Origin of the sequence: Oerskovia rustica, from assembly GCF_014836555.1 — a bacterium.
GTDB lineage: Bacteria > Actinomycetota > Actinomycetes > Actinomycetales > Cellulomonadaceae > Oerskovia > Oerskovia rustica.
On sequence record NZ_JACSQQ010000002.1, the window covers coordinates 63,476 to 84,154 of the forward strand.

Consider the following 20,679-nt stretch of genomic DNA (forward strand, 5'->3'; position numbering starts at 1 on the left):
CGGGGGGGGGGGGCGGGGGCGGGCCCCCCCCCGCGCCCCGGGCCCGGGCCCCGCCCACCGGGTTCAGCGCGAGTCCGCGTCCCGGGTGGTAGAACAGTCAGGTGACGGACACCGCCGACTTCCCGCCCGACGACTTCTCCCGCGAGATCCCCCAGCCCGCCGGGTGGCTGAGCGCGGAGGACCTCGCGGCCGCACGCTCCCACCTCCCCCTCGTCTACGTCGACGCGATCCCGGTCCGGGTCGACGACTCGGGCGACGTGGTCGCCGTCGGGCTGCTGCTGCGCGTGACGCCCGAGGGGCAGATGACCCGGGCGCTCGTGTCGGGGCGCGTGATGTACCACGAGCGGATCCGCGACGCGCTGCTGCGGCACATCGAGAAGGACCTGGGTCCCGTGGCCCTGCCCCACGTCCCGGCGTCCCCGCAGCCCTTCACGGTCGCCGAGTACCTGCCCACGCCCGGCATCACCGGGTACCACGACCCTCGCCAGCACGCGGTCTCGCTCGCGTACGTCGTCCCCGTCTCGGGCGACTGCCAGCCGCAGCAGCAGGCGCTCGAGCTCGCGTGGCTCACGCCCGAGCAGGCGTGCAGCGACCAGGTGCAGCTCGAGATGCACGGCGGGCAGGGCACGCTCCTGCGGCAGGCCATGGCATACGTCGGCCGCCTCTCGTGACCTCGGCTCCCGTGACGGCGTCGTCGGGCCGAGGCGTGGGCGACCGCCTGCGCGGACCGGCCGCGGCCCGCTGGTGGCACGGCGTCGTCGCAGCCATGGCGCTCGTCGGCGTCGTCTGGGAGCTCTTCGGCACGCTCGGGCGCGGACCGCTCCCGGGCGACACGTCGACGGATCTCGTCGTCCACTTCTTCAGCTACTTCACGATCCTGTCGAACCTCCTGGTCGGGGTCACGTGCGCGCTGCTGCTCGTGGACCCGCTGCGGGACGGACGCGTGTTCCGCGTTGCGCGGCTCGACGCGCTGCTGTGCATCGCCGTGACCGGCATCGTCTACAACACCGTCCTCGCCGGCCTCCAGGAGCTGAGCGTCGCCGGGATGTTCACGAACCTGCTGATGCACCAGGCCGGACCGCTGCTCGCGGTCGTGGGGTGGCTCGTCGTGGGGCCGCGGCCACGCATCGACACCGCGACGATCTGGTGGTCGGTCCTCGCGCCGCTCGCGTGGATCGTCTACGTCTTCGTGCAGGGCGCGTTCTCGCAGTGGTACCCGTACCCGTTCATGGACGTCACCGAGATCGGGTACCCGCAGGCGCTGCTCAACACGGGCGTCGTGGCCGTGGTGTTCCTGCTGCTCGCGGCAGGGCTCGGCTGGGTCGACCGGCGCTTGAGGCCTGCGCCCGCCGCCGTGGGGCGCTGACCGAGGGGCCGGCCAGCCCTGGCCGTTGCCGCCCACGGGCGTCTCGCGCGTCCTGCCCGCGTCGTCCTGCCGCAGCGGTAGCGTGACGCCATGTCGAAGACGTCCAAGAAGTCGAGCACGACGAAGAAGTCGAAGAAGTCGAGGAAGCAGGAGCGCCGCTCGCTGTCCCGCGAGGTCTACGAGGCCGAGCTGTTCCGGCTGCAGGCCGAGCTCGTCAGGCTCCAGCAGTGGACCCAGGCCACCGGGGCGCGCGTCGTCGTGATCTTCGAGGGGCGCGACGCGGCCGGCAAGGGCGGCGTGATCAAGCGCATCACGCAGTACCTGAGCCCCCGCGTCGTGCGCATCGCCGCCCTGCCGACGCCGACCGAGCGCGAACGCTCGGAGTGGTACTACCAGCGCTACATCGCCCACCTGCCCGCGGCAGGCGAGATCGTGCTGTTCGACCGGTCCTGGTACAACCGCGCGGGCGTCGAGAAGGTCATGGGCTTCTGCACCCCCGCGGAGTACGACCGCTTCATGCAGCAGACCCCCGTCTTCGAGCAGATGCTCATCGACGACGGGATCATCCTGCGCAAGTACTGGTTCTCGGTCTCGGACGGCGAACAGCTCAAGCGCTTCCGGTCACGGCTCTCGGACCCGGTGCGCCAGTGGAAGCTGAGCCCCATGGACCTCGAGTCGATCCACCGCTGGGAGGACTACTCGCGTGCCAAGGACGAGATGATGGCGCACACCGACGTGCCCGAGAGCCCGTGGTTCGTGGTCGAGTCGGACTCCAAGAAGAACGCCCGGCTCAACATGATCTCGCACCTGCTCTCGACGATCCCCTACGTCGACGTGCCGCACGACAAGGTCGTCCTGCCCGAGCGCCCGCCGGCGTCGGGCGACTACGTGCGTCCCCCGCGCGAGCTCGCGAACTACGTCCCGGACCACGTCGCCCAGCTCCTGGGCGACCCCGAGAACGGGTTCTGAGGCCGCCGCCGGCTAGAGCTCGAGCGTCGGCCAGTCGGCGAAGTCCTCGCGCATCCTGCGGTCGTGCGTCGCGACGACCACGGCCGCAGGCGTGACGCGCAGCGCCTGGGTCAGCTCGTCGACCAGGTCGATCGAGAGGTGGTTCGTCGGCTCGTCGAGCAGCAGGACGTGCGGCACCGCGAGCAGCGCGCGGGCCAGGTCGAACCGGCGACGCTGCCCCGCGGACAGCTCGCGCAGCGGCCGGTCGAGGTCCTCCTCCGTCAGGAGCCCGAGGAACGCGACCGGCACCAGGTAGTCCGGGTCGAGCGTGCCCGCCGAGAGCAGGTCGAGCGCCTCCTGCGCGTACTCCTCGAAGCCCGTGCGCTCCTCGGCGCCCGGCGGCAGCGCGGGGCCCTCCTGCGCGACGATCCCGACCCGCACACCGTCGGCGACCGTCCTGGTTCCCCGGTCCAGGCCGACCGTGCCCGCGAGCGCCGCGAGCAGGGTCGACTTGCCCGAGCCGTTCGGTCCGGTGATCAGCAGCCGACCCGACGGCGGGATCGCGATGCGCGTCCCGGGCAGGTCGAGCCGGGCGCCCGTGGGCACGGTGGCGGGTGCCGCGGGGGTGCCGCCGTCGGGCAGGCCTGCGGGGGTGGCGCCCTCCTCGTGCGGCGTGGCGTCCACGCGCGGGCTGCGCACCTCGAGCAGCGGGGTGTCGGGCGACCAGCCTGGCGACATGGCCAGCAGGTCCGGGAAGCGCAGCTCGAGCGGCGGGACCGGGACCTCGACGGCCTCGGCCTCGAGCTTCTGCACGAGGCGGTCCGCCGCCTTGACGTGGATGCGCGCGTGCGTCGCGCGCCGGTGCTTCTGGCTGCCCTTGGCGGGACGCCACTCGTCGGACAGCCCCTCGTAGGAGGCGTCGAGCCGCTCGGCGAGCTTCTCGGCGCGCTTGCGCTCGGCGCGGTAGCGCTGGCGCCACCGGTGCAGGGCCTGGTTCTTGGCGAAGCGGTACGCGAGGTAGCCCGGCTGCCCGTACAGCACGGGCCTGCCGTCCATCGCGGGGTCGAGGTCGAGGATCTCGGTCGCGACGTCGTCGAGCAGCTGGCGGTCGTGCGTGACCATGACGATCCCGCCTCCCCAGGCCACGATCTCGCCCGTGAGGAAGTCGATGCCGCTCGTGTCGAGGTGGTTGGTCGGCTCGTCGAGCAGGAGCAGGTCGCTGCGCTCGGCCAGGCGGCACGCGAGGCGCACGCGGTAGCGCTCGCCCACGGAGAGCGTCGAGAGCTCACGCCGTGGGTCGCGGCAGGCCCCCAGCCGGGACAGCGCGACCTCGACGCGACGGTCCGCGTCCCACACGGCCAGGTGCTCGGCGCGGGCCAGGACGTCGGACAGCTCGGCGAGGTTGCCGTGCTCGTGGTCGAAGTCGCGTGTCACGGCGTCGAGCTCGGCCCCCACCGCGCGCACGGTCGCGAGGCTGTCGCGGACCAGGTCCCCGACCGTCTGGCCGGGCTGCGGGACGAGCTCCTGCTCGACGACCGCGAGCGAGCCCTGACGGCGCACCTCGCCCCCGCTCGGGGCCAGCGTCCCGGCGAGGACCCCCAGGAGCGTCGACTTGCCCGTACCGTTCTCCCCCACGACGCCGAGCCGCGTACCGGCGCCGACGCGTAGCGAGACGCCCGAGAGGACGGGGCGTCCGGGGTAGGAGAAGGAGAGGTCGTCGACAGCCAGGTGCACGGGTCAACCCTAGAGGGAGCAGGAGGGCGGGCGCTCCCTTCCCTCCTGCCTGCCCACGTCCCGCCCCGTGGACGCGGACCGTGCACCACCCGGCGGGCAGCCGTGCTCGGGCCACCCTCGGGTAGCGTCGTGGCCATGACCTCGACGCCCACCGCCTCCACCACGCCCCGCTCGACCGTCCGGACGGGCGTCGTCGCCCTGGCCGTCGTGCTCGACGTCGTCGCGGTCCTCGCGTTCGCGGCCGGCGGTCGGGCGACGCACTCCGCGGACAGCCCGCTGGCCGCGGTCCTGACGATCGCGTGGCCGTTCCTCGTGGGGCTGGCCGCCGGATGGGTCCTGCTGCGCGCCTGGCGCCGCCCCCTCGCGGCCTGGTCGACCGGGCTGGTGCTGTGGGTCACGACGTGGGTCGTGGGCATGGCGCTGCGCTGGGCCACGGGCGAGGGGCTCGCGACCGCGTTCCTCGTGGTGTCGGCGGCGTTCCTGCTCGCGACGCTCGTGGGCTGGCGGCTCGTCGCGAGCCTGGTGCTCAGGGTCCGCGGGCGCCGGTAGGCGACCACTTCGCGGACGTGCCGGAGCGGGCGTGACCGTGCGGTCACGTCCGCTCCGACATGTCGGTCAGCGGGACGGTTGGACCTGCGGCTCGTCGACGCTCGTCCCGGTCAGCACCGCGACGACCAGCGGCGCGAGCGCACGGAAGGCCTGGCCACGGTGGCTGATCGCGTTCTTCTCCTCGGCCGAGAGCTCGGCGGCGGACCGGGTCTCGCCGTCGGGCAGGAGGATCGGGTCGTAGCCGAACCCGCCCTCGCCACGCGGGGCGGTCAGGAGCGTGCCGCGCATCTCGCCCGTGCGCACCCACTCTCCCCCGTCCGGGGTCACGAGCGCGGCCGCGCACACGAAGCCCGCCGCGCGGTGCTCCGCCGGGACGTCGCCGAGCTGCGCGAGCAGCAGGTCGAGGTTCGCCCGGTCGTCACCGTGCCGGCCGGACCAGCGCGCGGAGAAGATCCCCGGCGCACCGCCCAGGACGTCGACCGCGAGACCCGAGTCGTCGGCCACGGCCGGCAGGCCGGTCGCCGCAGCGAGCGCGCGGGCCTTGATGAGCGCGTTCTCGGCGAACGTCACGCCGTCCTCGACGGGCTCCGGGGCCCCGACCTCGCGCGCCGAGACCACGGCCTGCGCAGGCAGGTCCAGGCCGGGCTGCGCGGCCAGGATCGCCCGGAGCTCGCCCAGCTTGCCCACGTTGTGGGTCGCCAGGACGAGCCGGGCCCCCGCGGGGACGCTCACGCCGGATGCGGCGCTCACCGCGACGCCTCGTCGAGCGCGAGCTGCTGGATGATCGCGAGCTCGGACGTGCCGCGCAGGGCGAGGTCCAGGAGCACGTCGAGCTCGGTGCGGTTGAACGGCGCATGCTCGGCCGTGCCCTGCACCTCGACGAAGTCGCCCGATCCCGTGACCACGACGTTCATGTCCGTGTCCGCGCGCACGTCCTCGACGTAGGGCAGGTCGAGCATGGGGGTGCCGTCGATGATGCCGACGCTCACCGCGGAGACCGAGTCCGTGAGGACCTTCTTGCCGCCCTTGATCGCCCCGTGCTTCTTGCCCCAGGTCACCGCGTCCGCGAGCGCGACGTACGCGCCCGTGATCGCCGCGGTGCGCGTGCCCCCGTCGGCCTGCAGGACGTCGCAGTCGAGCACGATCGTGTTCTCACCGAGCGCCGAGACGTCGATGACCGCGCGCAGCGAGCGCCCGATGAGGCGCGAGATCTCGTGCGTGCGCCCGCCGATGCGCCCCTTGACGGACTCGCGGTCGCTGCGGGTGCTGGTCGCACGCGGCAGCATCGAGTACTCGGCCGTGACCCAGCCCTGCCCCGAGCCCTTGCGCCAGCGCGGCACGCCCTCGGTGAACGAGGCCGCGCACAGCACGCGCGTGCGCCCGAACTCGACGAGCACGCTGCCCTCGGCGGCGTCGAGCCAGTTCCGGGTGATCGTGACGGGGCGGAGCTCGTCGGGCGTGCGACCGTCCGCGCGGACGGTCTGGGAGGTGGAGGCTGAAGTCATGGAGCCAGCCTATCCGGGCCTCAGAGCGTGAAGACCCGACCCGTCGCCGCGAGGTCGACCGGCCCGGCGTAGACCGCCGTGGCCTCGTCGCGCGCGGCCTGCTTGTCGTTCCAGGCCGGCAGGTGCGTGAGGACCAGCCGCTGGGCGCCGGCCGCCGTCGCGACCTCGCCCGCACGCCTGCCCGTCAGGTGGATGCCGCGGTCGACCGCGTCGTCCCGCCCCTCCTGGAACGCGGCCTCGGCCAGCAGGAGATCGGCGCCACGTGCGAGCTCGACGACGGCGTCGCACGCGTCGGTGTCCCCCGTGTAGGCGAGCGTGACCCGCTCGCCCGGGACCAGGCTCGAGGGCCCCGTGACCCGCACGCCGTAGGCCTCGACGGGGTGGTAGACCCGGAACGGCTCGATCTCCAGCGGCCCCACCGTGACGACCTGCCCCGGCTCCCAGGCCCGGAACGCGAACTGCGACTCCATCGACTCCCCCGCCTCGAGGCCGTAGGCCGCCCCGATGCGCTCGGCCGTGTTCGACGGCCCCCAGACGGGCAGCGCCCCCTCGCCGTCCGCGTCACCGGGGGGCGCGGGAGACGCCGTGGCCGCAGCGGCCGCACGGTCCGGGTGGTACTTGAGGTAGACGTACAGCCCGCACACGTCGACGAAGTGGTCGGGGTGCAGGTGGGACAGCCCGATCGCGTCGAGCCGGCGCGGGTCGACGAACCGCTGCAGGGCGCCCAGCGCGCCGTTGCCCATGTCGAGCAGAAGGTTCCACTCGCGCCCGTCCGGTGAGACGTCGTCGGGCACCTGGACGAGGTACGAGGAGGCCGGGGACTCAGGACCCGCGAACGAACCCGAGGAGCCGATGACGACCAGGCGCATCAGACGGCCTCCACGAGCGAGACCTCGGGCCCGAGGAAGCGGCGCGCGAGCTGGTCGAACGGCTCGGCGCTGCCCGTCGCCCGGAACCGGTGCTGCGGGGCGCCCGCCTCGCGCGAGCGCTCCAGCCCGTGCGCGACGAGCGTGCGGTACACGTCCTTCGCGGTCTCCTCGGCGCTCGAGACGAGCGTGACCTCCTCGCCCATGACGTAGGAGATCGCGCCGGTCAGGAGCGGGTAGTGCGTGCACCCCAGGACCAGGGTGTCGACACCTGCCGCACGGATCGGGGCCAGGTACTCGTGCGCGATCTCGAGGACCTCGGGCCCGGACGTCACGCCCGCCTCGACGAGGCGGACGAACTCCGGGCACGCCTGCGACGTGAGCCGCAGCCCAGGGGCCACCGCGAACGCGTCGTCGTACGCACGGGACTCGACGGTCGCGCGCGTCCCGATCACCCCGATGTTGCCCGTGCGCGTCGCGGCGACCGCGCGGCGGGCCGCGGGCAGGATCACCTCGATGACCGGGAGCCCGTAGCGCGCCGTGTACCGCTCCCGGGCGTCGCGCAGGACCGCGGAGGACGCCGTGTTGCACGCGATGACGAGCATCTTCACGCCCTCGTCGACCAGCTGGTCCATGATCGAGAGCGCCATGGCCCGGACCGCGGCGAGCGGCTTGGGCCCGTAGGGGCTGTTCGCCGTGTCACCGATGTACAGCAGCGACTCGTTCGGCAGCTGGTCGAGGATCGAGCGGGCGACCGTGAGGCCCCCGACTCCCGAGTCGAAGATGCCGATGGGTGCGTCGTTCACGGTGACGAGCCTAGTGCCGGGTCGCAGGAAAGGGCGTTCGCGCTGCCCGCACAGGCCTGTGGGACCGACCACAAGCATGCGTCACGGCACGACGAAGGGCGCCGCACGAGTGTGCGACGCCCTCGGTCCCGGCCCCGGGTCGCTGCCGTCAGGCAGCGGCCCGGGTCGCCTAGACCTTCGCCTTGCCCCGTCCGATCAGCCCCACCACGAGGCTGACGACGAGCACGATGATGCCGAGCCAGATCAGGAACTTCGCCGCTTCGACCGCCACACCGAACACGAGCAGCACGACTCCGACGAGCAGGATGATGAGCCACGTAGGCATGTTGTCCCTCTATTCTCTCGGCCGGGACGCGGACGCCCCGGTTCAACCAGGACAATCGTGGCACCACTTCACCCCCCTCGCATCTTGACACAAATCTCGCGAGCGGCTTATAAGCGTGATAGACGGCCGTGCCCGCGGGCAGGAGTCAGCGGGGCGCGCGACGCACCTCGGCGAGCATCAGCTCGACCAACGACTCCTGCAACCATCCCGAGAGCAGGAACACGCTCGCCAGGAAGCGCCGCGCGGCGTCCGGGGCCTCCTCCGGAGGCTCGATCCCCGACTCCTCACGCGCCAGCAGCTCGTCGTGCAGGTCCTCGACCTGGTCGTCGGTGCGCAGGTCCAGGCGCTCCGCGAGGACGACCCGGATGTCGGTGAGTGCTCCCGCGACGCGACGGGCGTCGTCGGGCCGGACGATCAGCGGCGTCAACGCCTCGGCGTCCTGCGGGACGCCCGCGAGCAGCAGGTCCGCGAGGAGCAGGAGCCGCTGGGCCTTCTCCGCCACGAGGTCGCCCTGGGTGAAGCGGCGGAACTCCGCCGACACCTCACCGTCCTCGCGCGACGCGTCCGGCAGCAGGCGACGCACCGCCGGGTCCGTAGGGGCCCGCACCTCCTCGGGAGGCGCCGCCAACGGCGCGACCCCCTCGATCCGGGACGCCTCAGGATCCTCCGGGGGAACCGTGCCGGTCTGCTCCTGCAGGAGCTCCACGACGTCGCCCACGACGTGGGCGAGCACGAGGCGCTCCGAGGCGCTCAGCTCCGCGACGTACCCACGCCGCGCCCGCCGGAAGGGCCGCACTACTCCCCGCTCCGCTGCATCGTGGCCCAGAGCCCGAACTCGTGCATCGCCTGCACGTCCACCTCGATCTTCTCCCTGCCGCCCGACGAGACGACCGCACGCCCCTCCTGGTGCACCTGGAGCATGAGCGTCCTCGCCTTCTGCTGCGTGTACCCGAAGTAGCTCTCGAAGACGTACGTCACATAGCTCATGAGGTTCACCGGGTCGTTCCAGACGAGCGTCACCCAGGTGTCGGCGAGGGACAGCCCCTCCCGCGTGTCGATCTCCTCGTCGAGGCGGGGCCCCGCGGTCGCCGTTCCAGTCACTCCCCCACTCTATGTGGTGGGTGAAGTCCGGCGGCGCCATGTCCACGACCAGGTGGGAGGGTCCACGGCCTGGTGGGAGGCCCGCGCCGCCCGGCAGGGCGCCGCGCCTGTCCATCGGCGCCCGACGCGCGCCACGGCGCCGCCGTCTGCCCTAGGTTGGGCACATGAGTCCCGCAGACCACCCGGGCACGGACGCCCCGGCCGCCCGCACCTCCCCGTTCGCACCGTCCGCGCAGACGTCGCTGCTCACGGACCGCTACGAGCTCACCATGCTGCAGGCAGCGCTGGCGGACGGCACCGCCGACCGGCACTGCCTGTTCGAGGTCTTCACGCGCCGGCTGCCCGCCGGCCGGCGCTACGGCGTCCTCGCGGGCACCGGCCGCGTCCTGGAGTCGCTCGCGACGTTCCGCTTCACGGACCTCGAGCTCGCCTGGCTCCAGGAGGCGCGCGTCGTCGACGACCGCACGCTCGACTACCTCGCCGGCTACCGCTTCACCGGCTCGATCACCGGGTACGCGGAGGGCGACGTGTTCTTCCCCCAGTCCCCCGTGATGGTCGTCGAGGGCACGTTCGCCGAGGCCGTCCTGCTCGAGACACTCGTCCTGTCGATCCTCAACTACGACTCCGCGGTCGCGTCCGCGGCGTCGCGCATGACGAGCGCCGCCGTCGACCGCCCCTGCCTCGAGATGGGCTCGCGCCGGGCGAGCGAGCTGGCCGCGGTCGCCGCGGCCCGCGCGGCCGCGGTCGCGGGCTTCGCCGGGACGTCGAACCTCGAGGCCGGGCGCCGGTACGGGATCGAGACGATCGGCACCGCCGCGCACGCGTTCACGCTCCTGCACGACGACGAACGCTCCGCCTTCGCGGCACAGGTCGCCTCTCTCGGGGTCGGCACGACGCTCCTCGTCGACACCTACGACGTCCGCCAGGGCGTCAAGAACGCCATCGCCGCGGCAGGCACGGGGCTCGGCGCGGTCCGCCTCGACTCGGGCGACCTCGGCATCCAGGCGGTCGAGGTGCGCAAGCAGCTCGACGGGCTCGGCGCGACCGGCACCCGCATCACCGTCACGTCCGACCTCGACGAGTACGCGATCGCCGCCCTGGCCGCGGCCCCCGTCGACGCCTACGGCGTGGGCACCTCGCTCGTGACCGGCTCGGGAGCCCCGACGTGCGGCATGGTCTACAAGCTCGTCGCCCGCTCCGACGCCGACGGCGTCCTGCAGCCGGTCGCCAAGGCCTCGACGCTCAAGACGAGCACGGGAGGACGAAAGGCGGCGGCACGCCAGTACGGCGAGGACGGCAGGGCCGTCGCGGAGGTCCTCGTCACGGGGCCCGACGACGTCGTCGCCGCCTGGGAGCCCGGTGACGACGAGAACCTGCGCCCGCTGCATGTGCCCCTCGTGGGCGACGGCGCCGTCGACTCGCGCTGGATCGGTGCCTACGGGGTCCACAACGCCGCGCGACGGCACGCCGAGGCCCGGGCCGAGCTGCCCCGCGGTGCGCGACGCCTCTCCGCGGGCGACCCTGCGCTGCCGAGCGTGACCCGCCGGCTGGGATGACCCCCCAGGGCACCGCGGTGCCCGCGAGGACGACAGAGGACCTGCACGCTCGACGCGCGTGCAGGCCCTCTCGTACGGGAACGGACCCCGCGTGCCGAGGTCCCCCTACTTCTTGCCGACGAACCAGCCTCGGAGCACCGCGACCCGCGCATCGAGCTGGTCGACGGTCGCGAGCGGCACCTCGGGCCCACCGCAACGGCGACGCAGCTCGGTGTGCACCGTGCCGTGCGGCTGCCCGCTGCGACGCGCCCACGCGCCGACGAGCTGCGAGAGCTCCTTGCGCAGCTCAGCGGCGCGACGGTGGTCGAGCTCGCTGCGCTCGACCTCGGCCGCCCGGGACTTCTTGGACCGGGCGGACATCTGGTCGGCCTGACGCTGGCGCAGCAGGCTCGTCACCTGGTCCGCGTCGAGCAGGCCGGGCAGCCCGAGGAAGTCCTGCTCCTCGTCCGAGCCGACGTCCGCCTCCGTCCCGAACTCGCCACCGTCGAAGAGCACGCGGTCGAACGACGCCTGTGCCTCGAGCGCCTGGAAGGACCCCTGCATGCCGTCCGCGAGATCGTCGGACGCCTTGTCCTCCCGGTTGGCAGCGGCCATGAGCGCGTCCTCGGGGTTGTACATGTCCCCCTGCTCCTCGGCCGTGAGCGGCCGGTCGAGCGCGTGGTCACGCTCGAGCTCCAGGCCGTTCGCCAATGCGAGCAGGTGCGGCACGCTCGGCAGGAACACCGACGCCGTCTCGCCGCGCCTGCGAGCACGCACGAAGCGGCCCACGGCCTGGGCGAAGAAGAGCGGGGTCGCGGTCGACGTCGCGTAGACGCCCACGGCGAGCCGCGGCACGTCGACGCCCTCGGAGACCATCCGGACGGCGACCATCCACCGACCGTCACCGTCCGAGAACTCGTCGATGCGTCCGCTCGCGCCGTCGTCGTCGGACAGGACGACCGTCGGCGACCTGCCCGTGATGCGGGCCAGGTGACCCGCATAGGCACGAGCGTCGGTCTGGTCGGTCGCGATGACCAGGCCTCCCGCGTCGGGGATCGCCCGGCGGACCTCGGTCAGACGCTTGTCGGCCGCCGCGAGCACCGACGGGATCCACTCGCCGTCCGGATCGAGAGCGGTGCGCCAGGCCTGGCCCGTCATGTCCTTGGTGAGCGCCTCGCCGAGCCGGGCGCTGACCTCGTCGCCCGACTTGGTGCGCCAGCGCATCTGCCCCGAGTACGACAGGAAGATCACGGGGCGCACGACGTGGTCGCGCAGCGCGTCGCCGTAGCCGTAGGTGTAGTCCGCGGCCGACCGGCGGATGCCGTCGGCGCCGCGCTCGTACGTCACGAACGGGATCGCCGCCGTGTCCGAGCGGAACGGCGTACCGGTCAGGGCGAGGCGACGGGTCGCGGGCTCGAACGCGTCCCGGACGGCCTCTCCCCACGACAGGGCATCGCCACCGTGATGGACCTCGTCGAGGATGACCAGGGTCCGCTCGGCCTCGGTCCGCGCGGTGTGCAGCGCAGGCTTGGCGGCCACCTGGGCGTACGTGAGCGCGACCCCGTCATAGCTGGACCCGTGGCGGCCCTGGCTGTTGCGGAAGTTCGGGTCGATGCGCACACCCACGCGAGCGGCGGCATCTGCCCACTGGTGCTTGAGGTGCTCGGTCGGCGCGACGACCGTCACACGACGGACGACCCCCTGCTCGAGGAGCTCGGTCGCGACGCGGAGCGCGAACGTCGTCTTGCCCGCGCCAGGGGTCGCGACCGCGAGGAAGTCACGCGGCGAGCGGGTGCGATAGAGCTCGAGCGCCTCGGCCTGCCACGCACGCAGCTTGGACGCCGTGCCCCACGGGGCACGACGAGGAAAGGCCGGCGACAGGTGCGACGCCGCGGCCGAGGACGCCCCCAGCGGAGCCGACGGGGGAAGGTTGGAGGACGGGCGAGCGGACGAGTTCGAGAGAGGCTGCCCGCTCACTTGCCGGAATCACCCTCGCCGTCCTGCGGGGCGCGAAGGCCGTCGTAGATCTCCTTGCACGTGGGGCACACGGGGAACTTGTTGGGGTCCCGTCCGGGAACCCAGACCTTGCCGCAGAGCGCGATCACGGGCTTGCCGGACAACGCCGACTGCATGATCTTCTCCTTGCGCACGTAGTGCGCGAAACGCTCGTGATCCCCGGGCTCGACCTCCGCCGTGGTCTCCGTGCGCTCGAGGACGCTCGTCGACGTCCCGCTGCTCGGGTCGCTGTCCGGGACGATCGGTTCCGGTCCGGACGGGCTGCCTGCCGCAGGTCCGTTGGTGGGGAGGGTCAGGGGTTCGATCATGATCTCGAGTCTACGTCGGGGAAGGAGAAACCCGTCGGCTCCGACCAGGGGCGTGATCGGAACCGACGGGCGACTGTGGGTCAGGCCTGCGCGGCCTGCCGAGGTGGGGTCGGTCAGAGACCCTGCCACTCCGGCTTCGAGAGGAACGTCTGGCGGTAGTAGTCGCCGAGCTGCAGACGCGATGCCGCGGCGTCGTCCACCAGGACGGTCGCGTGCGGGTGCATCTGCATGACCGTCGCGGGCCACATCGCGGACACAGGGCCCTCGACGAGCTGGTGGACGGCTTCCGCCTTTCCCTTGCCCGAGGCGAGGAGCACGAGGTGCTTGGCCGACATGATGGTCGCCAGGCCCTGCGTGAGGCAGTGCTGCGGCACCTGCGCGAGGTCGTCGCCGAAGAAGCGAGCGTTGTCCTCACGGGTCTGCGCGGTCAGCGTCTTGATGCGCGTCCGTGAGGCGAGGGACGACCCCGGCTCGTTGAACGCGATGTGCCCGTCCGTGCCGATCCCCAGGATCTGCAGGTCGACACCGCCTGCGTCGACGATCTTGCGCTCGTAGTCGGCGCACGCCGCGACCAGGTCCTCGGCGTTCCCGTCAGGACCCTGCACGGCGTCCGGCGCGAAGTCGACGCGCGAGACGATCTCCTTCTCGATGACGTTGCGGTAGCGCTCCGGGTGGTCCTCCGCGATCCCGACGTACTCGTCGAGCATGAAGGCCTTCGCCTGGGCGAAGGAGAGCCCCTCCTCCGTGTGGCGACGGACGAGCTCGTCGTACACCTTGAGCGGGCTCGACCCGGTCGCAAGACCGATCACCGAGGTCGGCTTGGCACGAAGCAGCCTGTCGATCGCCTCGGCGGCAAGCACCGCGAGCTGATCGGCGGGCGCAATCACAACTTCCATCAGGACACCTTCCTACGGCCGGCGATGGCTGCTCCCACCGCGGCAACGGGCACATCACTGGGGGCCAAGGAGACACGCTTCTCCAGCTCCAGCGAGGACAAGAACGGCGACGTGCTCGCCTGGGCGACCAGGGCCTCCTGCACGGCGTCGAGAAGGGGCTGACCGAGACCGGTCACGCCACCTCCGAGGACGACGTGCCGGACGTCGACCGTCAGCTCGAGGATACGGACAGCGCTCGCCACGGCAGCAGCGAACTCGCCCTTGATCCTGAGAGCCTCGGGGTTCCCGGCCGCAGCCGCCTCGAAGAGCTCGAGCGGTGCCGGGCGGCCGAACTGCGAAGGCCAGCGAGCGCTGAGCGCGGTGCCCGAGGCGTAGGTCTCGACACATCCGCGCTGTCCGCACGCGCACAACGGCCCGTCGGGATTGATCGGGATGTGTCCGATCTCGCCCGCTGCCCCGCTCACGCCACGGCGGAGCCGCCCTCCCAGCACGATGCCGGCCGCGAGCCCCGTTCCCAGAGCGAGGAACGCCAGGTCCTGGCCGTCGGCACCCATCGCGTGCGAAGCACCGAGCGCCGCGACGTTCAGGTCGTTGTCGACGTCCACGGGGATTCCCCCGAAGATCGACGACAGCTCGTGGGCGAGCGCGAACGGCTCGCCCTCGATCCCCAGGTTCACCGCGTGCATCACGGACCCGCTCTGCGGGTCGACGAGCCCGGGGACCCCGAGGCCGAGCCCCGCGAGCGCGGCAGGCTCGAGGCCTGCCGCGTCCGTCAGCGACCGGACTGCTCGGGCGGCACTGGAGACCACACCCTGCGGGCCTCGAACGGTCGGCAGCTTGACCGACCCCTCGATCGAGCCGTCCGGTCCGAGCAGGACGCCGAGGACCTTGGTCCCTCCGACGTCCAGGCCGACCGAGTGGCCGCCGGGCAGGGCGGCTGCCTCGCCGAGCGACGAGGCAGCCGTTCTCACCTCGCTCACGTCAGCCCTTCACCGCACCCGAGACGAGGCCACCGGTCATACGTCCCTGGACGATCAGGAAGAAGATGACGACGGGGATCGCGATGAGCACCGATCCGGCCATCAGCCCGCCCCAGTTCGTCGCCTGGGTCGCCTGCTGGAACGTCCGCAGCCACAGTGGGAGCGTCATCGACTCGGGACGCGTCATGATGATCAGCGCCATCACGAACTCGTTCCACGCCTGGATGAACGCGAAGACTCCGGTCGCCACGAGGCCAGGGGCAAGGAGCGGGAAGGTGATCCTCCAGAAGGCCTTCGAGCGCGAGCAGCCGTCGATCATGGCTGCCTCCTCGAGCTCGGCCGGCACACCTGCGACGAACCCTCGCAACGTCCAGATCGTGAACGGCAGCACACCCGACAGGTAGACGATGCCCAGACCGATGATCGTGTTGAGGAGCTGCCACCCGTCGACGATCCGGAAGATCGAGATCATCATGGCCTCGCCCGGGATCATCTGCACCGCGAGGATCGCGACGATGAACGCCTTGCGGCCCTTGAAGTTGAACCGGGTCACGGCAAGGGATGCCATGAAGGCCAGGACCATGGAGATCACCAGCACGAAGAAGGTGACCATGACCGAGTTGCCCAGTGCGGGCAGGAAGGGCGCGCGCTCCTGGTTGAAGATCGCGTCCTCGTAGTTCTGCCAGGTGAACGCCGAACCCGGGAAGTAGGTCAGGTCCTTGTTGCGGATGAGGTTCGTCGGCAGGAACGACGAGTTGATCATCCAGTAGACGGGGAAGGCCGAGCACAGGAAGACGATGACGGCGATCACGCTGTACATCGCGTTCGAGACCTTCTTGCGCTGCCCCTCGCGGGTCCGGCGCGGGCCGCTCCCGGAGGACCGGGGCGCTGCGGTGGCCGTGCCCGTGACAGTGGGGTTGAGGGTGCTCACAGCTCCTCCTCCTTGATGGTCTGCCGCACGTAGTAGTACGAGATCCCCATCATGATGAACACCAGGATGACGGCGATCGCGCTGGCGGAGCCGTAGTGCCCTTGCGCCATGCCCATCTGGTAGATGTACACACCGATCGTGTTGGTCTTGTCGGCGATGCCACCGATACCCTGCAGTGCGAAGATCTGCGTGAAGACGCGCAGGTCCCAGATGATCGACAGGATGATGAGCACGACCATGATGCTGCGCACGTAGGGGACCATGATCAGCCGGAAGCGCTGTGCCGGCGTCGCGCCGTCGAGGGATGCGGCCTCGAGGACCTCGCCGGGCACCTGCGTCAGGCCTGCGTACATCGTGAACGCGACGAACGGGACGCTCTGCCAGACGATGATGAGCGTGGCGACGAGGAAGAACATCCACGGGTTGATGAGCCAGGAATGGCCCATCCAGTTGTCGCCGGTGATCTTCGTGAGGATGTTGTTGACGACGCCGTACTGGGTGTCGAAGATCCAGCCCCAGACGATGACCGCTGCGAGGGCCGGCATGGCCCAGGCGAGCAGCAGCCCGACCGACACGAGCAGCCGGAAGAACTTGTTGAGGCGCATCATGAGCAGGGCGAGCAGGATTCCGATCGCCATGGTCAGGAAGACACAGACCACCATGAAGGCGAAGCTGCGGGCCAGGACCGTCCAGAACACCGGGTCGGCCAGCGTGTCGGTGTAGTTCTTGAAGCCGACCCACTCAGCAGGCACGCCCATGAGCTGGGCGCGCTCGTACTTCTGGAACGACATGATGAAGAGGTTGACGAGCGGGTAGCCGACCATGACGGCCAGGACCAGGAGGCTGGGGGCCAGCAACAGCCACGGCAGCTTGGCCGACGGCTTCTTCGGGGGCTTGAGAGTGTCCTTCAGCTCGACCGCTGGGGACGACTCGAGGGTGGATGAGCTCATTTTCTCACTCCGTCGAGGGGTTGCACGGTTCGAGCAGGACCGTGCAGGTACAGGTGGTGCGCGCAGGGCCAGTCATGCCGAGGGGTGGGAGCTCCGCGGAACTCCCACCCCTGCGGCATCTGACAGGGGCCCCTCCTCACGGAGGGGCCCCGTGGGATCAGCTGTTGAGGGTTTCCTCGATCTGCTGGTCGAGCTTCTCGGCGATCGCCTTCACGTCGCCACCCTGGGCGATCTGGACGAACGCGTCCTGCAGGTAGCGCTTGGCCTCGACGTCAGCCCACTTCGGCGACGCGGGGACGCCCTTCGCGGTCGCGGCGGCAGCCGCGCCGGCCTCGATGATCTCCCCTGCGGGGAGGAACTCGGCCTGCGAGATCTTCGCCGGGATCAGGCCCTCAGCCGCCATGAGCTTCTGGTAGCCGTCGCTGAGCATGATCTCGTACGCCTTGAGCGCGAGGTCAGGGTTCTTCGACTTCGACGCGATGGCAATGTTCGAACCACCGGAGAGGACGACCGCGGGCTTGCCGGCCTCCTTGCCCGGGAGAGCGAACGCGTGCAGGTCGGCGCCGTAGGTGTCGGGGCAGCCGGGGGCCTTGGCGTCAGCCGGAGCCTTGATCGACCACTGGACCCAGATCGGGGCCGAGAGGAAGCCGATGTTGCCCTCGCAGAAGGGAACCTGCTGGTCGGTCTCCTGACCGTCCTTCGGCGCGCGCGAGGCGGTGTTCATGATGTCCTGGACCTGCTCGAGACCCTGGATGCCGCCCTCGGACGAGAAGCCGGCCTCCCACTTGCCGTCCTTCTCCTCGGCGATGAAGCCGCCGTTCTCCCAGACGAAGGGCAGAGCGTTGTACCAGTCCTGGCCGGGCCAGTAGATGCCCGAGCGCGTCTCGGTCGTGAGGGCCTTGCCCTGCGTGACGTACTCGTCGAGCGTCGTGGGAACCTTGAAGCCGTCGCCGACGACCTGCTGCGAGTAGAAGACCGCACGCGAACCGGCGTAGTACGGAGCGGCGTAGAACTTGCCGTCGTAGGTGCCTGCGTCGACGAACGCGGGGAGGAGGTCTTCGCCGCCCAGGGTGTCGAACTCACCGGTCAGGTCCTTGAAGAACCCGGCCGACGTGAACGCCGGGGCCTGGGTGTTGCCGACCTCGACGATGTCGGGGCTGTCCGAGCTGGCGAGCGAGGTCGTGAGCTTGTCGACCAGGCCGGTCCAGGACTGCTCCTCGATCGTGAGGGTCGAGCCCTCGTTCTCCTTCTCGAACGTCGTCTTGAGGTAGTCGCGGGCTTCCTGCGGCGTGTCGGTGCCGACGAGCCAGACGCGGATGTCACCGGACTTGGCTTCGCCGGAGGCGCCGTCGCCGGAGCCGGAGTCGCCGGAGCCACAGGCGGTCAGGGCGAGCGCCAGGGTGATCGTCGAAGCCACCGTGGTGGCGACGAGGCGGTTCCTCTTCACTGGGGTACTTCCTCTCGGTAATTCGAAGTGGCGGCGTCGATGACACCACCTGAGGTGATACGGGAGGTACTGCGGTACTGCTACTGGGATTACTGCAGGACCGGTTCAGCCCGTCGGGGACTCAGGAGCAGAGCTCATGAGACGCCCAGCTGGCCGGACAGGATCAGGACTGCCGCCCCGGCGAGGACGACGTCCTCGTCGAGAGAAGCCATCCGGAGCTCGAGGCCGGTGTTGATGGCCGGCATGGTTCGAGCGTTGATGGTGTCGATCGCTGCGTCGCGCAGAGGACCGTCGAGCAGGTCCGCCGGACCGCTGATCAGGATCTCGCCGAGGTTGAGCGCTGACACAACAGGCGCGAGGGCGATGCCCAGGAGCCTGCCGACCGAGGCCAGGACGGCATCGGAAGATTCCTTGTCGAGGCCGTCGACGGCACGGCGCAGAGCCGGCACCGAGAGAACGGTCTCGAGACAGCCCGACCGGCCGCAGGCGCAGGGCAGACCGTCGTCGACGACGGTCACGTGGCCCAGCTCGCCGGCCGCGTCGGCAGCCCCACGCACGCGGGACCCGTCGAGCATGATGCCCGCGCCAACCCCCTCGCCGACGGTGAGGACCATGAGGCCGGTGCCGTCCGCGCCGCCGAACGTGAACTCACCGAGGGCGGCGATGTTCGCGTCGTTGGCGACGTGCACGGGCAGCGCCAGGCTCTCGCTGAGCTGCTCCGCGAGCGCGACGTCGTACCAGCGGCGGTTCGGCGCCTCGACGATCCGTCCCTCGCTGTCGACGACCCCCGGAGAGCCGATGCCCACACCGAGCACCGGACGCGTCGCGACGGCGATGAGCCCTCGGCAGAAGCGCGTCAGGAGGTCCACGAGCTCGGTGCCCGCACGTCCTTCGATCGGCAGGCTCTGCCGCACCACGAAGTCACCCGTCAGGGACATCACGGCACCACGCATGAGAGCGTCGTCCGTGAGGTCGACCGAGACGATCTGATAGGCGCTCGTGCGCATCCCGATGAGGATGGCAGGCTTGCCGACGCGCTGGCCGGGACGGATTCCCAGCTCCTCGACGAGTCCCTCGGCGATGAGCACCGAGACCAGGTCGGAGATGGTGACCCTCGTCAGCGAGGTGGCTCGGGCAAGGTCCGCACGGGACGTCGGCCCCTCGTGGAAGAGGTGCTGCAGGACGAGCGAACGGTTGTGCGCGCGTGCGTGCTCGGGAAGCACCTTGGAGGTGGGCCTGAGACCTGTGCTCAGACCTCTCCGTGTGACTGCACTTCGCGTGACTGCCGTTGTCATGTTTGTTAGTAGACCTCCTTTACTAAGCGCATGTCAACCTGTCCGAGGCGTCGAGACCAAACCGTTGTACTTCGTTCGGGCCGCTGCGGTTTCCCCCCGGGGCCCGTGGAGGTCAGACCACACGGGAGCCGCGAGATGCCGTTGTTCCGAAGGGACCGGTCGTCCTCGCGGGCCTCAGCGTCCGATCCAGCCGCGGGCGCCCTCGTACGTCACGGAACGGCTCGCGACGGCCACGGCCTCCCGTAGCGCGCTGACCCACGACCGCCCTCGGGACACCTCCGCGGCGAACGCACCGTGCAGCACGTCCCCCGCCCCCAGGGTGTCGACCACGGCACCCGTCGGCGGCACAGGGAGGTAGGAGCGGACTACGCCGTCGAGCACCTCGACAGGAGCGCCCCCACGGGAGCGCGCGACGAAGCCCGGGCCCAGGGCCGCGACGTCCTCGAGCACCCGGCCGACGTCCCCGCCGGGCATCCTGAAGTCCTGCGAGAGCACCACCGCATCGCACAGCGCGATCAGCTCTGCGGTGCCGTCCTTCCACGAGCCGCCGTCGAGCGCCACGAGGACCCCCAGCTCGCGCGCTCGTACCGCGAGAGCGTGCGCGAGGCGAGGGTGATGCCCGTCGAGGAGCAGCACGTCGCGCTCTCGTCCTCCGACGCCCCCCGGCCGCACCAGGTCGAAGACTCCGCTCACCGCGCGCTCGTCCCCCGCGGCGACCGGACGGCCCGTGGCGTTCGTGCTGACGACGGCACGCTCGCCCGTCCCGGCCGTCACCAGGACCGTCGACACCGCGGGCCCTCTCGCCTCACCGTCGGGGACGGCGGGCCCGCCCGTCGTCACGTCGATCAGCTCGACCCCGGTCGCGACCACGTCGGCGCGCACCACCTCGGCGAGCATCCCCGCGCCGATGGCGGTGACGAGGCGCACGGGCACCCCGAGCGCCGCCGCCGTCGCGGCGGCGTTCGCCGCAGGTCCGCCGAACGTCGCGCGTTGTGAAGTCGCGACGACCTTCTCGTCGGGACCGGGTAGCGCGTGCACCACCTGGGTGATGTCCAACGTCGTGAGCCCGCAGCAGATCAGCACGCCTCATCCTCGCTCATGCGGCAGGGAATATCCCCCTG

22 protein-coding genes are annotated in these 20,679 nt (G+C 71.2%); 5 read left to right on the plus strand and 17 right to left on the minus strand.

Going from position 1 to position 20,679, the window contains the following annotated elements:
- The first annotated feature begins 101 nt into the window (after positions 1 to 101).
- From H9652_RS01455 to ppk2, 3 genes are all read left to right on the plus strand, one after another.
- A complete protein-coding gene (locus H9652_RS01455; protein ID WP_030151560.1) occupies positions 102 to 671 on the plus strand; it encodes an NUDIX hydrolase family protein in 570 nt (189 codons plus the stop codon).
- Positions 668 to 1,366, plus strand: a complete 699-nt coding sequence (locus H9652_RS01460; RefSeq protein ID WP_318243933.1) for a Pr6Pr family membrane protein — start codon at positions 668 to 670, stop codon at positions 1,364 to 1,366. Before H9652_RS01455 ends, H9652_RS01460 begins: the two co-directional genes overlap by 4 nt.
- Positions 1,367 to 1,456: 90 nt before the next feature.
- Positions 1,457 to 2,335, plus strand: a complete 879-nt coding sequence (gene ppk2, locus H9652_RS01465) for a polyphosphate kinase 2 (protein WP_191794332.1) — start codon at positions 1,457 to 1,459, stop codon at positions 2,333 to 2,335.
- A gap of 12 nt (positions 2,336 to 2,347) precedes the next feature.
- Here the strand turns inward: ppk2 and H9652_RS01470 are convergent, their stop codons facing one another.
- Positions 2,348 to 4,048, minus strand: coding sequence for an ABC-F family ATP-binding cassette domain-containing protein (locus H9652_RS01470; protein WP_191794333.1), 1,701 nt, complete (start codon positions 4,046 to 4,048; stop codon positions 2,348 to 2,350).
- A gap of 135 nt (positions 4,049 to 4,183) precedes the next feature.
- On the opposite strand from H9652_RS01470, the gene H9652_RS01475 reads away from it, so the two are divergent.
- Positions 4,184 to 4,597, plus strand: coding sequence for a DUF3054 domain-containing protein (locus H9652_RS01475; RefSeq protein ID WP_191794334.1), 414 nt, complete (start codon positions 4,184 to 4,186; stop codon positions 4,595 to 4,597).
- A 66-nt stretch (positions 4,598 to 4,663) separates the two neighbouring features.
- Here H9652_RS01475 and rdgB read toward each other — a convergent pair whose 3' ends face one another.
- The 7 genes from rdgB to clpS all read right to left on the minus strand — a co-directional run bounded on the left by rdgB (position 4,664) and on the right by clpS (position 9,158).
- Positions 4,664 to 5,329 (minus strand): RdgB/HAM1 family non-canonical purine NTP pyrophosphatase, encoded by a 666-nt coding sequence (gene rdgB, locus H9652_RS01480; protein ID WP_191794437.1) that lies wholly within the window; start codon positions 5,327 to 5,329, stop codon positions 4,664 to 4,666.
- Positions 5,330 to 5,343: 14 nt separating this feature from the next.
- Entirely contained in the window at positions 5,344 to 6,102 is a 759-nt protein-coding gene (gene rph / locus H9652_RS01485; protein WP_191788891.1) for a ribonuclease PH, read from the minus strand.
- Between the two features lie 20 nt (positions 6,103 to 6,122).
- Complete coding sequence (locus H9652_RS01490) at positions 6,123 to 6,971, minus strand: MBL fold metallo-hydrolase (RefSeq protein WP_191794335.1); 849 nt, start codon at positions 6,969 to 6,971, stop codon at positions 6,123 to 6,125.
- On the minus strand, positions 6,971 to 7,774 hold the full coding sequence (murI, locus tag H9652_RS01495) for a glutamate racemase (protein ID WP_030151552.1): 804 nt from the start codon (positions 7,772 to 7,774) through the stop codon (positions 6,971 to 6,973). Before murI ends, H9652_RS01490 begins: the two co-directional genes overlap by 1 nt.
- A gap of 169 nt (positions 7,775 to 7,943) precedes the next feature.
- The gene (locus H9652_RS01500; protein WP_168210118.1) at positions 7,944 to 8,099 is read right to left on the minus strand and encodes a hypothetical protein; all 156 of its coding nucleotides are present in this window, start codon (positions 8,097 to 8,099) and stop codon (positions 7,944 to 7,946) included.
- A 145-nt stretch (positions 8,100 to 8,244) separates the two neighbouring features.
- The gene (locus H9652_RS01505; RefSeq protein WP_191794336.1) at positions 8,245 to 8,895 is read right to left on the minus strand and encodes a DUF2017 family protein; all 651 of its coding nucleotides are present in this window, start codon (positions 8,893 to 8,895) and stop codon (positions 8,245 to 8,247) included.
- The gene (gene clpS / locus H9652_RS01510; protein ID WP_246857946.1) at positions 8,895 to 9,158 is read right to left on the minus strand and encodes an ATP-dependent Clp protease adapter ClpS; all 264 of its coding nucleotides are present in this window, start codon (positions 9,156 to 9,158) and stop codon (positions 8,895 to 8,897) included. Before clpS ends, H9652_RS01505 begins: the two co-directional genes overlap by 1 nt.
- Before the next feature lie 206 nt (positions 9,159 to 9,364).
- Here clpS and H9652_RS01515 point away from each other — a divergent pair, with 206 nt between their 5' ends.
- A complete protein-coding gene (locus tag H9652_RS01515) occupies positions 9,365 to 10,756 on the plus strand; it encodes a nicotinate phosphoribosyltransferase (protein WP_191794337.1) in 1,392 nt (463 codons plus the stop codon).
- Between the two features lie 105 nt (positions 10,757 to 10,861).
- Here the strand turns inward: H9652_RS01515 and H9652_RS01520 are convergent, their stop codons facing one another.
- The 9 genes from H9652_RS01520 to H9652_RS01560 form a co-directional block, all read right to left on the minus strand.
- Positions 10,862 to 12,646, minus strand: coding sequence for a DEAD/DEAH box helicase (locus H9652_RS01520; RefSeq protein ID WP_225227594.1), 1,785 nt, complete (start codon positions 12,644 to 12,646; stop codon positions 10,862 to 10,864).
- 62 nt (positions 12,647 to 12,708) lie between these two features.
- The gene (locus tag H9652_RS01525; RefSeq protein ID WP_138823974.1) at positions 12,709 to 13,059 is read right to left on the minus strand and encodes a DUF3039 domain-containing protein; all 351 of its coding nucleotides are present in this window, start codon (positions 13,057 to 13,059) and stop codon (positions 12,709 to 12,711) included.
- A 113-nt stretch (positions 13,060 to 13,172) separates the two neighbouring features.
- Entirely contained in the window at positions 13,173 to 13,955 is a 783-nt protein-coding gene (nagB, locus tag H9652_RS01530) for a glucosamine-6-phosphate deaminase (RefSeq protein ID WP_191794339.1), read from the minus strand.
- Positions 13,955 to 14,935: an ROK family protein gene (locus H9652_RS01535; RefSeq protein ID WP_318243935.1), complete on the minus strand. Its 981-nt coding sequence runs from the start codon at positions 14,933 to 14,935 to the stop codon at positions 13,955 to 13,957. Before H9652_RS01535 ends, nagB begins: the two co-directional genes overlap by 1 nt.
- 1 nt (position 14,936) lies before the next feature.
- Positions 14,937 to 15,866, minus strand: coding sequence for a carbohydrate ABC transporter permease (locus tag H9652_RS01540; protein WP_404821983.1), 930 nt, complete (start codon positions 15,864 to 15,866; stop codon positions 14,937 to 14,939).
- Complete coding sequence (locus H9652_RS01545) at positions 15,863 to 16,816, minus strand: carbohydrate ABC transporter permease (protein WP_191794340.1); 954 nt, start codon at positions 16,814 to 16,816, stop codon at positions 15,863 to 15,865. The genes H9652_RS01540 and H9652_RS01545 overlap by 4 nt, the downstream gene beginning before the upstream one ends.
- 157 nt (positions 16,817 to 16,973) lie before the next feature.
- On the minus strand, positions 16,974 to 18,263 hold the full coding sequence (locus H9652_RS01550) for an extracellular solute-binding protein (RefSeq protein WP_191794341.1): 1,290 nt from the start codon (positions 18,261 to 18,263) through the stop codon (positions 16,974 to 16,976).
- A 134-nt stretch (positions 18,264 to 18,397) separates the two neighbouring features.
- Positions 18,398 to 19,558, minus strand: a complete 1,161-nt coding sequence (locus H9652_RS01555) for an ROK family transcriptional regulator (protein ID WP_191794342.1) — start codon at positions 19,556 to 19,558, stop codon at positions 18,398 to 18,400.
- 174 nt (positions 19,559 to 19,732) lie between these two features.
- The gene (locus tag H9652_RS01560; protein ID WP_191794343.1) at positions 19,733 to 20,641 is read right to left on the minus strand and encodes a PfkB family carbohydrate kinase; all 909 of its coding nucleotides are present in this window, start codon (positions 20,639 to 20,641) and stop codon (positions 19,733 to 19,735) included.
- Positions 20,642 to 20,679: the final 38 nt, after the last annotated feature.